This is a genomic window from Pantoea phyllosphaerae, assembly GCF_051025595.1.
In the GTDB taxonomy this organism is placed as follows: domain Bacteria; phylum Pseudomonadota; class Gammaproteobacteria; order Enterobacterales; family Enterobacteriaceae; genus Pantoea.
In genome coordinates this window covers 120,921-133,203 of the sequence record NZ_JBPFDE010000001.1, presented here as the reverse complement: position 1 = coordinate 133,203, position 12,283 = coordinate 120,921, and the positions used below count along the sequence as shown (strand labels likewise).

Sequence of the window (12,283 nt, the reverse complement as noted above, 5' to 3'; positions counted from 1 at the left end):
GGCCTTCACCAGAGAGCAGTCGTGCAGAGTCAATAATAAAAGCTAAGACAAGGGGAAAGCACTTCATGCCATTGTCCAGGGCGCTGATGCGCCAGGCCACCTATCCTCGCCGCATCGCCTGGAGCAGCGCGATTTTCGGTAGCCTGTTCTTTATTCTGTTTATCCTGATTTTACTGACATTTACCTGGCATAAGCGACAGCAGCAGCATCAACAGCTGCTGCACGACAGCCGCGATACGCTACAGCAGTCGCTGGACAGACTCGTCACCCATACCCTGAATCCCCTTCTCTCTTTTAGCCGTTTCGACTGTCACGCCATCAGCCAGGAGCTGACCACTCGCGCCGCCTTCGCTGGCGATCTGCGGGCGATTTTACTGGTGCGCGAGGGCTACGCTTTTTGCTCCTCGGCGACCGGCGCCTTTCATCTGCCGCTCAACGCTATTTCTGACCAGACCGATCTCAGCCGCGATCGCGATCTTCGCCTGCTGAGCGGCACGCCGTTACAGCCCGGCAAGCCGGTTTTTGCTCTCTGGCTGCGCAATCCGCAAAGCGTGCAGTCTGGCGTGCTCGCTACCATCAACCTGGACCTGACGCCCTATCAGCTGCTCGCCTCTTACCATCCGGAAATTTCTGGTATGGCGCTGGTGGTGCAGAACAGCGCGCTGACCAGCTGGCAGCCTGTCACCATCGCGAAGAGCGACCTGCCGCCGCAGCCGCTGATGCAGCTGGCGTTTGACGGCTATCCGCTGCAGTTTGTTCTTTATGGTGATACGGTATCGATGCGCGATATTCAGATGATCCTGTTGAGCGGCGTTTTGCTGTCGCTGCTGGTAGGCGGCGGCTGCTGGCTGCTGCTGTCGATGAACCAGCGCCCCGGCAAAGAGATCCTGCTCGGCATCAAACGCGGCGAGTTTCACGTTGAGTACCAGCCGCTGATCAGCACCCTTAGCGGTCGCGCCTACGGACTGGAAGCGCTGCTGCGCTGGAATCACCCCAGCGAAGGCCTTATTCCGCCGGATATGTTTATCAGCTACGCCGAGTCGCTCAACCTGATTATTCCGCTGACGCGGCATCTGTTCGAGCTGGTGGCGCGCGACGCGCACCGGCTCAACCCCTACGTTCCCGCCGGCACCCATATGAGCCTGAACCTGTCGCCGCTGCACCTGGCGTCGGAGAGTTTTCAACAGGACGTTAAGCGCTGGATCGCCGCCATGCCGGACGACCATTTCAACTACGTGTTTGAAGTGACCGAACGCACCATGGTGCGCGATAAAAACGCCGGAGAAGTTTTCGCCTGGCTGCATCAGAACGATATTCAGATTGCGATAGACGATTTCGGTACCGGCCACAGCGCGCTGATCTATCTGGAAAAATATCCCTTCGACTATATCAAGATCGATCGCGGCTTCGTGCAGAGCATCGGCACGCAAACCCTTAACTCGCCGGTGCTGGACGCGGTGCTCCATCTGGCGAAGAAGCTGAACCTGAAAACCGTCGCCGAAGGCGTGGAAACCGGCGAGCAGGCGGCATGGCTGGTGAAGCACGGCGTTAGCCATATGCAGGGCTATCTTTTTAGCCGGCCGCTGAAGCCGGAGCGGCTTATTGACTATTACCGCAGCCGCAGCCTGGCGACGCTGACGGGATAGCTGGCCGCCCCGCCTCGGATGCTGCTACGCTAGCCTGCGCATAATCACGGGAGAATCTGGATCCTATGCTGTTTCGCCTGATATCGCTGCTGCTGTTAATCGCCCTTAGCGCGCCGCTGCGCGCGGAAGTCGTGCGCGAAAGTCGCGCCTTCGCCACGCTGGGCGAACCAAAATATGCGCCCGGCTTCAGCCACTTCGACTATGCGGACCCCGCTGCGCCAAAAGGCGGCCAGCTGACTCAGGCGGTAGTAGGCACTTACGATAACTTTAACCGTTACGCCTCGCGCGGCAATCCCGGCGCGGGCACCGAGACGCTTTACGATCGCCTGTTTACCTCTTCCGACGACGAGCCGGGCAGCTACTATCCGCTTGTCGCCGAGTCGGCGCGCTATGCCGATGACTTCCGCTGGATGGAGATTCGCCTCAATCCACGCGCGCGCTTTCACGACAACACGCCCATCACCGCGCCGGACGTCGCCTTTACCTTCGATAAATTTATGCGCGAAGGCGTGCCGCAGTTTCGCGTTATTTATCGCGGCGTAACGGTAAAAGCGCTGGACGGCCAGCGCGTGCGCATCGACCTGCCGAAGCCGGATCGGGATTTAATGCTGGGGCTGCTGACGCTGCCGGTGCTGTCGCAGCGCTTCTGGCAGGATAAAAAATTCAACGAGCCGCTGAGCGCTCCGCCGCTCTCCAGCGGCCCCTACCGCATCAGCCGCTATAAGCTGGGTCAGTATATCGAGTACAGCCGGGTAAAAGACTACTGGGCGGCGGATCTGCCGGTAAACCGCGGGCGGTTCAATTTCGATACGCTGCGCTACGACTACTATCTTGACGATAACGTCGCCTTCGAAGCCTTTAAGGCGGGCGCGTTCGATCTGCGTCCGGAAGGCTCCGCCAAAAAGTGGGCGACCCAGTATCGCGGCCGCAATTTTGACAATCAGCATATCGTTAAAGAGATCACGCCCAACCAGGCGTCGACCAATACCACCTGGCTGGCCATCAACAATGAAAAGGCGCCGTTCCGCGACCGCCGGGTGCGCCAGGCGCTCACGCTGGCCTTCGACTTCGAGTGGATGAATAAGGCGCTGTTCTACGGCGCCTATCAGCGGGTCAACAGCTATTTTCAGAATACCGAATACGCCGCGCGCGGCCTGCCGGACGCCGCGCAGCGGGCGCTGCTGACGCCGTTTAAAGATCGGCTGCCGCCGGAGATCTTCACCACGCCCTACGCGCCGCCGCACACCGACGGCAGCGGCTACGATCGCGCGAATCTGCTGAAAGCGCTGGATCTGCTGCGACAGGCGGGCTGGCAGGTAAAAAACCAGCAGCTGGTGAACGCGCAGACCGGTCAGCCGCTGCGCATCGAGCTGCTGCTGCGCAGCGGCGCCAGCAATGACTGGGCGCTGCCGCTCCAGCACAGCCTGTCGCGCCTCGGCATCAGCCTGACGCTGCGCGTGGTGGACGCTTCCCAGTATCTTCGCCGGCTGCGCGAAGGCGATTACGATATGACCGCCAGGGTCTATCTGGCGATGCCCATCCCCAGCTCCGATTTGCAGGTTAGCTGGCAGTCCGACTATATCGACTCCTCCTGGAACAGCGCGCGGCTGAAAGATCCGCTGGTCGATCACTTTGTCAAAGCGATCGTGGCGCATCAGGGCGACAAAGCGGCGCTGCTGCCGCTCGGCCAGGCGCTGGATCGTATCCTGTTATGGAATGCGTATATGATCCCGATGTGGTACAACGCGGAAGATCGCACAGCTTACTGGAATAAATTCTCCCATCCCGCCGTCAAGCCCGCCTTCGCGAGCGGGCTGGAAAGCTGGTGGTATGACGTGAACAAAGCCGCGCGTTTGCCGGCCGAACGACGCTGAGGAGCCTGAGTTGGCCGCCTATTTCTTGCGCAGAGTGCTGTTAATTATCCCCACGCTGTGGGCGATTATCACGCTGAACTTCTTTATCGTGCAGATCGCGCCCGGCGGTCCGGTCGATCAGGCGCTGGCTAACATTCAGTTCGGCCAGACCACCGGCCTGCCGGGCGGCGGCGAAAGCGGCGCGCGCGGCGCCCTCAACCGCGTCAGTCCCGGCGACAGCGAGTACCGCGGCGCGCGCGGGCTCGATCCGGAGGTGATCGCGGAAATCAAAAAGCGTTACGGCTTCGACAAGCCGATGTGGCAGCGCTACGTCGAGATGCTGTGGAACTATCTGCGCTTCGACTTCGGCGACAGCCTGTTCCGCAGCGCATCGGTGCTGCAGCTGATCAAAGAGAGCCTGCCGGTTTCTATTAGCCTGGGGCTATGGAGCACGCTGATTATCTATATGGTGTCGATCCCGCTGGGTATTAAAAAAGCGGTGCGCAACGGCAGCGCCTTCGACGTCTGGAGCAGCACCTTTATTATCATCGGCTACTCAGTGCCCGCCTTTCTGTTCGGCATCATGCTGATCGTGCTGTTCGCCGGCGGCAGCTATTTTGACTGGTTTCCGCTGCGCGGCCTCACCTCACCGCAGTTTGACTCGCTCTCCTGGTACGGCAAAGTGGGCGACTACCTGTGGCACATCAGCCTGCCGGTGCTGGCGACGGTGATTGGCGGCTTCGCCACCCTGACCATGCTGACTAAAAACAGCTTTCTGGATGAGATCCGCAAGCAGTATGTGGTGACGGCGCGCGCCAAAGGGGTTAGCGAGCGGCGCATTCTCTATCGTCACGTTTTTCGCAACGCCATGCTGCTGGTGATCGCCAGCTTTCCCGCCACCTTTATCGGCATGTTTTTTACCAGCTCGGTGCTGATCGAGGTGATGTTCTCGCTGAACGGTCTGGGCCTGCTGGGCTACGACGCCACTATTCAGCGCGACTATCCGGTGATGTTCGGCACGCTCTATATTTTCACCCTGATCGGCCTGCTGATGAATATCCTCAGCGACCTGACCTATACGCTGGTCGATCCCCGTATCGATTTCGAGGGCCGCTGATGCGCTTGTCTCCTGTTAATCAGCAGCGCTGGCTGCGCTTCCGCCACAACCGACGCGGCTACTGGTCGCTGTGGATTTTTCTGGTGATTTTCGCCCTGTCGCTCGGCGCCGATCTGCTGGCCAACGAGAAGCCGCTGCTGGTGCGCTACCAGCAGCGCTGGTTCGTGCCGCTGCTGGTGAGCTACAGCGAAAGCGACTTCGGCGGCGCGCTGCCCACCGCCGCCGATTACCAGGATCCCTGGCTGCAAAAACGGCTGGAGCAGCAGGGCTGGGCGCTGTGGGCGCCGATCCGCTTTAGCGACAGCACCATCAACTTTGCCACGTCGGTCCCCTTCCCTTCGCCCCCCTCAGCGCAGAACTGGCTGGGCACCGACGCCAGCGGCGGCGACGTACTGGCGCGCCTGCTCTACGGCACGCGCATTTCGCTGCTGTTCGGCCTCCTGCTGACGCTGTTTTCCAGCGTTATCGGCATTATCGTCGGCGCCGTTCAGGGCTATTTCGGCGGCCGCGTCGATCTGATCGGCCAGCGCGTGATTGAGGTCTGGTCCGGCATGCCCGCGCTGTTTTTACTGATCCTGCTCTCCAGCGTGATTCAGCCCAACTTCTGGTGGCTGCTGCTGGTCACGGTAATTTTCGGCTGGATGGGGCTGGTCAGCGTGGTGCGCGCCGAGTTTCTGCGCACGCGCAATTTCGACTATATCCGCGCCGCGCGGGCGCTGGGCGTCAGCGACGGGCGCATTATGCTGCGGCATATGCTGCCCAATGCGATGGTCGCCACCCTGACCTTTCTGCCTTTTATCCTGTGCGGATCGATCGCCACCCTGACCTCGCTTGATTTTCTCGGCTTCGGTCTGCCGGTGGGCTCGCCGTCGCTTGGCGAGCTTCTGTTGCAGGGCAAAAATAACCTGCAGGCGCCTTGGCTGGGCCTGGCGGGCTTCTTCACGCTGGCGATACTGCTGTCGCTGCTGATCTTTATTGGCGAGGCGGTACGCGACGCCTTCGATCCGGCCAGAGGAGTCTGACGATGTCGCTGCTTGCCATTCATCATCTTTCCGTCGCCTTTTCCCGCGGCGGCGTGACGCGCAACGTGGTAGAGGACGTTTCCCTTAACGTCGAGGCGGGCGAAACCCTGGCGCTGGTCGGCGAGTCGGGCTCGGGCAAGAGCGTGACGGCGCTAGCGGCGATGCAGCTGCTGCCCGCGCCGCCAGCGAGCTACCCCGCCGGCGAGATTCTCTTTAACGGCGAAGATCTGCTGCGCGCTGGCGAGCGGCGGCTGCGCGCGCTGCGCGGCAACCAGATAGCGATGATCTTTCAGGAGCCGATGGTTTCTCTTAACCCACTGCACACCATTGAGAAGCAGCTTTACGAAGTGCTCTCTTTGCATCGCGGCATGCGGCGCGAGGCGGCGCGCGGGGAGATCCTTAGCGCGCTTGATCGAGTCGGCATCCGCAACGCCGCCGCACGCCTGAATGATTTTCCTCATCAACTTTCCGGCGGCGAGCGCCAGCGCGTGATGATCGCCATGGCGCTGCTGACCGAGCCAGCGCTGCTGATTGCCGATGAGCCGACCACCGCGCTCGACGTGACCGTTCAGGCGCAAATCCTGCGGCTGCTGCGCGATCTGCAGCGCGAACGTAATATGGCCATGCTGTTTATTACCCATGATTTGGGCATCGTGCGCCAGCTGGCGGACAGGGTCAGCGTGATGCGCCAGGGCAGAATCGTCGAGCACGGCGGCAGCGCGCAGCTCTTCAGCCAGCCGCAGCATCCCTATACGCAACAGCTGCTGGCGGCGGAGCCGGAAGGACGCGCCGTGCCGCTGCGCGACGACGCGCCGCCGCTGCTGCAGGTGAGTAACCTGCGCGTCGGCTTTCCGGTACGGCGCGGCCTTTTCAGGCGGCAGGTGGCGGAAAACGTCGCCGTCAGCAACCTCAGCTTTACCCTTCGGCGCGGCGAGAGCCTGGGGCTGGTGGGCGAATCCGGCTCCGGCAAAAGCACCACCGGACTGGCGCTGCTAAGGCTGATCGCCGCGCAGGGGGAAATCTGGTTTGACGGCCAGCCGCTGCACGCGCTGTCGCGCAAGGCGCTGCTGCCGCTGCGCCGCCGCATTCAGGTGGTGTTTCAGGATCCAAACTCGTCGCTCAATCCGCGTATGACGGTGCAGCAGATTATCGCCGAGGGTCTGGCGGTGCATCAGCCCGATCTCAGCGCTGCCGCGCAGCAGGCGCGCGTTATCGCGGCGATGGAGGAAGTGGGATTAGAAGCAGAGAGCCGTCACCGCTATGCGGCAGAGTTTTCCGGCGGTCAGCGGCAGCGAATTGCCATCGCCCGCGCGCTGGTGCTGGAGCCGCAGTTGCTGGTGCTGGATGAACCGACCTCGTCGCTGGATCGCTCGGTGCAGAAACAGATCCTCACGCTGCTACGCAGCCTGCAGCAGCAGCGCCAGCTGACCTATCTTTTTATCAGTCACGATCTGCAGGTGGTGCGCTCGCTGTGTCATCAGGTGATGGTGCTGCGCCAGGGCGAAGTGGTCGAGCATGGCGACTGCGAGAAGCTGTTCGCCGCGCCCGCGGCAGATTATACGCGCGAGCTGCTGGCCTCGGCGCAGCTCAGTGACCGTTAAAGGTCTCTGCAATCGCTACGCCCTGGTTTTTCAGGCAGCAGCTGGTGGCGCTTTCGTCGCTGCGCAGGATAAAGAGACAGGGCGAGCCCTCACACTCCGCGACTCTGCACTCGACCTGAATTGACGCCAGCGCGTCCTGCAGCTGATGCATAATCTCCCAGCCGGGGTGCCCGTCATGGCTGATCAGGCGCAGCGCAATGAGATCCTGCTCATCGGCGACGCCCTCTTCCGCCACGATGGCGCTGTGAAGCTCGCTAGCCCAGCGGTAGCGCTGCGGCAGGCGATGCACGATGGAAAGTTGCAGCATAGTTAATTGGTATCCCCAGAACGATTAACTTCAGTCACGATGAACAGCGCTTGCTGTTGCTGCTGAACGGCAGGAACGGCAGGAACGGACGTCAAGGCTTGCTCTCTCGTTTCCCAACATACGATGTGTGGAAAGATTATTCTTTGCGAGTCGGCTCGCATTTTGGCCTATTAGTACCGCGTTCATCGACAGTTAACAATCAGTTTAGACGCATTCTGGTTACTTTCTTAATCATTAATATTCACAACTAAGAAACATACTGGACTGAATATAGCAAATACGCACCTTATCCCTGAGGTGCGCCCGTTACCCGGCCAACGCTGCGCGTTGTTCAAAAGCACTGCCGGCGCTTTTGTCCATGGCGCGGGGCGCTTTGCGCTTCAGGCCACGCCGCCCTGATTTCTGGCTTTGTCAGCTGTCTGAAAGAACGATCGGGTTAGCGTCTGATGGCGCGCGGGCGCGACGCGTAGAGGAAAAACAGCACAGAGAGCGTGGCGCACGCCGCGATGGTGCCCACCATCGGCCAGGCGCTGTTAAAACTGGCCGTTGACAGCAGTGCACCCACCAGCCCGCCGACGCCAAACCGCAGCGTGCCCGCCAGCGACGAGGCAGTGCCCGCCATATGGGGAAACTCGTCGAGGATCACCGCCATCGCGTTGGAGGAGACCACCGACACGCAGCCGATAAACATCGCGACGCCCAGCACCAGCGGCATAAATCCCATATGCAGCGCGCTCACCGCCACCAGCCAGATGCCCATCGTAAACTGGATCACCAGCCCGGCGCGGAACATCGCCAGCGGACCAAAGCGGCGCACCGCACGGCTGTTGATCAACGTCATCACAAACAGAAACACCACGTTCAGCGCGAAGTAGTAGCCAAAATTCTGCGGTGAAACGTGGTTGACCTCGATATAGACGAAGGGACCCGCGTTGAGAAAGGTAAACAGCCCGGCAAACGAGAAGCCGCTCGCCAGCATATAGCTAAAGGCGCGCTTGTGGCGAAACAGCGTAATGAAATTGCCCAGCATGGTACGCAGGTGAAAACGCTGGCGCTGCTCCGGCCTGAGCGTCTCGCGGATCTGCGTCATCACCATCACGGTGGTGATCAGCGCGGCGATCGATAACGCCCAGAAAATGGCGTGCCAGCTCCATGCCAGCAGCAGCCAGCCGCCGATGATCGGCGCCAGCAGCGGCGCGATGGTGGTGATCAGCATCACAAACGACATCATGCGCGAGAAGTCCTCTTTCGAGTAGCTGTCGCGCATCAGGGCGTTGATCACCACGCTGGCCGCCGCCGCGGAAAGGCCGTGCAGAAAGCGCATCAGAATCAGCTGGTCGATGGTCTGCGCCAGCGCACAGGCGGCCGCCGCGCAGGCGAAGATCAGCGTGCCGAGCACGATCACCGGCTTGCGACCGTAGCTGTCCGCCAGCGGGCCGTAAACCAGCTGGCCGATGGCGAACCCCAGGATATAGAGGTTAAGCGTCATCTGTACGCTGCCTGCCGACACGCCAAATTCGCGAGCGATCTGCGGCATCGCGGGCAGGTACATATCGATGGAGAGCGGCATCAGCATCGCCAGCAATCCCAGAATCACCACCAGTCCCGCAGCTGAATTTTTATCCTTGCGCACGGCCGCTCCGCTATTTCTGTTTTAACTCGTCGGGCAGCCCGACGCTGTTAATTTCATCTTCCGTCAGCGGACGATATTCGCCCGGCTCAAGATCGTCATCCAGCACAATGCCGCCAATACGTTCGCGATGCAGCCCGACTACGCGGTTGCCGACCGCGGCAAACATGCGTTTCACCTGATGATAGCGCCCTTCGCTGAGGGTCAGCAGCACCTCGGTCGGCGTAATTTCTTCCATTTGCGCTGGCTGGGTCAGCGATTTTTCGCCGTGCAGCTGGATGCCCTCGGCGAACTGCTGCGCGACATCCGTAGCGACAGGATGTTCCAGCGTCACGCGGTAGGTTTTCTCGCAGTGGTGGCGCGGCGAGGTAATGCGGTGCGACCACTGGCCGTCATCGGTCAGCAGCACCAGCCCGGTAGTGTCGATATCGAGGCGTCCCGCGGCGTGTAGCTTCCATGCGGTCGGCTCTTCAATAAAGTAGAGGATGGTTGGGTGATCGGGGTCGTCGGTGGAACAGACATAGCCCTGCGGCTTGTTCAGCATAAAGTAGCGCGGCCCTACCTGCAGCTGCAGCGGATTGCCGTCATATTCCACCTCATGCTCAGGCTGGATTTTAAAGGCGGTGTCGCGCACCACTTCGCCATTAACGGTAACTTTTTGCGCCCGGATTTCACGGCCGGCGATAGCCCGGCTGACTTCCAGTTGCTGAGAGATGAATTTATCGAGTCGCATGAATTCGCTTTGCCTGTACTGCGGAGGGAAACTGAAACGGGGTTTTACCCGTTGAAAAAGTGCGGGAAGTATAGCCTGAACCAGCGCCGCCGCCCAGAGCCGTTCCTGCGTTTCATCCATTTTCATGGCATAATCTCGCTCAGTTTCGCAAAAGTGATCGGCCATGGCTTTTACTCTACGTCCTTATCAGCAAGACGCGGTTAACGCGACCCTCAATCATTTTCGTCGTCACGCCGAACCGGCGGTGATCGTGCTGCCCACCGGCGCAGGGAAAAGCCTGGTGATCGCCGAGCTGGCGCGGCTGGCGCGCGGGCGCGTGCTGGTGCTGGCGCACGTCAAAGAGCTGGTGGAGCAGAACCACGGCAAATATCAGGCTTACGGGCTGGAAGCGGATATCTTCGCCGCTGGCCTGCAGCGCAAAGAGAGCCAGCGCAAGGTGGTGTTCGGCAGCGTGCAGTCGGTGGCGCGCAATCTGGCGCAGTTCGACAGCGCCTTTTCGCTGGTGATCGTCGACGAGTGCCACCGAATTAGCGATGACGACAGCAGTCAGTATCAGCAGATCTTCAGCCATCTGCGTCAGCATAATCCGCAGCTGCGTCTGCTGGGCCTGACCGCGACGCCGTTTCGACTCGGCAAAGGCTGGATCTATCACTTCCACTATCACGGCATGGTGCGCGGCGACGAGAAGGCGCTGTTCCGCGACTGCATCTATGAACTGCCGCTGCGCTATATGATTAAGCACGGCTTTCTGGTGACGCCGGAGCGGCTCGATATGCCGGTAGTGCAGTATGATTTCAGCCGTCTGACGGCGCAGGCCAACGGACTGTTCAGCGAGGCGGATCTCAATCGCGAGCTAAAACAGCAGCAGCGCGTGACGCCGCATATCATCAGCCAGATCGTGGAATTCGCCGAGGAGCGCCGCGGCGTGATGGTGTTTGCCTCGACGGTAGAGCATGCACGCGAGATCCTGTCGCTGCTGCCCGCCAATAGCGCGCTGATTTCGGCAGAAACGCCAGCGAAAGCGCGCGACGCCACCATCGCTGCCTTTAAGGCGCAGCAGCTGAAGTTTCTGGTCAACGTCGCGGTGCTGACCACCGGCTTTGATGCGCCCCACGTCGATCTGATCGCCATTTTGCGCCCTACCGAGTCGGTCAGCCTCTATCAGCAGATTGTCGGACGCGGGCTGCGCCTGTCGCCCGGCAAGACCGACTGCCTGATTCTGGACTACGCAGGCAACCCGCACGATCTCTTTACCCCGGAAGTGGGTGCGCCGAAAGGCGCCAGCGACAATGAGCCTGTGCAGGTGTTCTGTCCCGCCTGCGGTTTCGCCAATACCTTCTGGGGCAAAACCACTGCGGACGGCATGATTATCGAGCACTTCGGCCGCCGCTGCCAGGGGGTGCTGGAGGATGACGAAGGCCACCGCGAGCAGTGCGATTTTCGCTTTCGCTTTAAAAGCTGCCCCGACTGCGGCGCGGAAAACGATATCGCGGCGCGGCGCTGTCACCAGTGCGATAAAATACTGGTGGATCCCGACGATATGCTGAAGGCGGCGCTAAAGCTCAAGGACGCGCTGGTACTGCGCTGCGGCGGCATGACGCTGACGCACGGCCGTGATGACAAGGGCGAGTGGCTGAAGGCGACCTATTTCGACGAAGACGGCACCAGCGTCGATGAACGCTTTCGCCTGCGCACGTCCGCACAGCGCAAGGCGTTTGAGCAGCTCTTTATGCGGCCGCATCAGCGCGCGCCTGGCGTGCCGCTCGGCTGGCAAACCGCCGCCGACGTGGTGGCGCTGCAGCCGCTGCTGCGCCATCCTGATTTCGTGGTGGCGCGCGCGAAAGGCCAGTTCTGGCAGGTGCGCGAGAAAGTTTTCGACTATCAGGGACGCTTTCGCCGCGCCAATGAGCTGCGCTAAGCGGCGGAATCATTTGCCCGCCTCGCCCATTACCGCTATACTGCCGCCCGCTTTTGCATTCGCAATCGCCTTTGAACAACCTGCCTGCTGCTGGGTCGCCTGTAGCAGGCATTATTGAAGAGACATAACCATGTTGACCATCAACGCAGAAGTACGTAAAGAGCAGGGTAAGGGTGCGAGCCGCCGCCTGCGCACAGCGAACAAATTCCCGGCCATCATCTATGGTGGCAGCGAAGCCGCTGTTTCTATTGAACTGGATCACGACGCCGTGATGAACATGCAGGCCAAGCCAGGCTTCTACACCGACGTGCTGACCCTGGTTGTCGACGGTAAAGAAACCAACGTTAAAGTGCAGGCCGTTCAGCGTCACCCGTTCAAGCCTAAACTGCACCACATCGACTTCGTACGCGCCTAATCGCCTGCGAATCGACATAAAAAACGCCGCGTATGCGGCGT

The 12,283-nt window shown here is 60.6% G+C and carries 10 protein-coding genes; 7 read left to right on the top strand and 3 right to left on the bottom strand.

Features of this window, described 5'->3' with window-relative positions:
* Positions 1-65 precede the first annotated feature (65 nt).
* The 5 genes from ACR6A7_RS00615 to yejF all read left to right on the top strand — a co-directional run bounded on the left by ACR6A7_RS00615 (position 66) and on the right by yejF (position 7,239).
* Positions 66-1,646: a cyclic di-GMP phosphodiesterase gene (locus tag ACR6A7_RS00615; protein WP_434122806.1), complete on the top strand. Its 1,581-nt coding sequence runs from the start codon at positions 66-68 to the stop codon at positions 1,644-1,646.
* Positions 1,647-1,711: 65 nt separating this feature from the next.
* Positions 1,712-3,520: an extracellular solute-binding protein gene (locus ACR6A7_RS00610; RefSeq protein ID WP_434122805.1), complete on the top strand. Its 1,809-nt coding sequence runs from the start codon at positions 1,712-1,714 to the stop codon at positions 3,518-3,520.
* A gap of 10 nt (positions 3,521-3,530) precedes the next feature.
* Positions 3,531-4,616, top strand: coding sequence for a microcin C ABC transporter permease YejB (locus tag ACR6A7_RS00605; RefSeq protein WP_434122804.1), 1,086 nt, complete (start codon positions 3,531-3,533; stop codon positions 4,614-4,616).
* Entirely contained in the window at positions 4,616-5,638 is a 1,023-nt protein-coding gene (locus ACR6A7_RS00600) for an ABC transporter permease (RefSeq protein ID WP_434122803.1), read from the top strand. The genes ACR6A7_RS00605 and ACR6A7_RS00600 overlap by 1 nt, the downstream gene beginning before the upstream one ends.
* On the top strand, positions 5,635-7,239 hold the full coding sequence (gene yejF, locus ACR6A7_RS00595; RefSeq protein ID WP_434123315.1) for a microcin C ABC transporter ATP-binding protein YejF: 1,605 nt from the start codon (positions 5,635-5,637) through the stop codon (positions 7,237-7,239). Before ACR6A7_RS00600 ends, yejF begins: the two co-directional genes overlap by 4 nt.
* On the opposite strand, the gene ACR6A7_RS00590 is transcribed toward yejF, so the two are convergent.
* The 3 genes from ACR6A7_RS00590 to rsuA form a co-directional block, all read right to left on the bottom strand.
* Positions 7,226-7,546, bottom strand: a complete 321-nt coding sequence (locus ACR6A7_RS00590; RefSeq protein ID WP_434122802.1) for a YejG family protein — start codon at positions 7,544-7,546, stop codon at positions 7,226-7,228. The genes yejF and ACR6A7_RS00590 overlap by 14 nt on opposite strands.
* A 436-nt stretch (positions 7,547-7,982) precedes the next feature.
* Positions 7,983-9,179 (bottom strand): Bcr/CflA family multidrug efflux MFS transporter, encoded by a 1,197-nt coding sequence (locus ACR6A7_RS00585; protein ID WP_434122801.1) that lies wholly within the window; start codon positions 9,177-9,179, stop codon positions 7,983-7,985.
* A gap of 10 nt (positions 9,180-9,189) precedes the next feature.
* On the bottom strand, positions 9,190-9,909 hold the full coding sequence (gene rsuA / locus ACR6A7_RS00580; protein ID WP_434122800.1) for a 16S rRNA pseudouridine(516) synthase RsuA: 720 nt from the start codon (positions 9,907-9,909) through the stop codon (positions 9,190-9,192).
* A 163-nt stretch (positions 9,910-10,072) separates the two neighbouring features.
* Between rsuA and radD the strand changes: the two genes are divergently transcribed.
* Positions 10,073-11,827 (top strand): DNA repair helicase RadD, encoded by a 1,755-nt coding sequence (gene radD / locus ACR6A7_RS00575; protein ID WP_434122799.1) that lies wholly within the window; start codon positions 10,073-10,075, stop codon positions 11,825-11,827.
* A gap of 130 nt (positions 11,828-11,957) precedes the next feature.
* On the top strand, positions 11,958-12,242 hold the full coding sequence (gene rplY, locus ACR6A7_RS00570) for a 50S ribosomal protein L25 (RefSeq protein WP_103794130.1): 285 nt from the start codon (positions 11,958-11,960) through the stop codon (positions 12,240-12,242).
* Positions 12,243-12,283: the final 41 nt, after the last annotated feature.

Excerpts from the sequence above, each read along its gene's own strand:
- ACR6A7_RS00615 (WP_434122806.1), top strand. The coding sequence starts at position 66 with ATGCCATTGTCCAGGGCGCTGATGCGCCAGGCCACCTATCCTCGCCGC.
- ACR6A7_RS00610 (WP_434122805.1), top strand. The coding sequence starts at position 1,712 with ATGCTGTTTCGCCTGATATCGCTGCTGCTGTTAATCGCCCTTAGCGCG.
- ACR6A7_RS00600 (WP_434122803.1), top strand. The coding sequence starts at position 4,616 with ATGCGCTTGTCTCCTGTTAATCAGCAGCGCTGGCTGCGCTTCCGCCAC.
- ACR6A7_RS00590 (WP_434122802.1), bottom strand. The coding sequence starts at position 7,546 with ATGCTGCAACTTTCCATCGTGCATCGCCTGCCGCAGCGCTACCGCTGG.
- rsuA (WP_434122800.1), bottom strand. The coding sequence starts at position 9,909 with ATGCGACTCGATAAATTCATCTCTCAGCAACTGGAAGTCAGCCGGGCT.
- radD (WP_434122799.1), top strand. The coding sequence starts at position 10,073 with ATGGCTTTTACTCTACGTCCTTATCAGCAAGACGCGGTTAACGCGACC.
- rplY (WP_103794130.1), top strand. The coding sequence starts at position 11,958 with ATGTTGACCATCAACGCAGAAGTACGTAAAGAGCAGGGTAAGGGTGCG.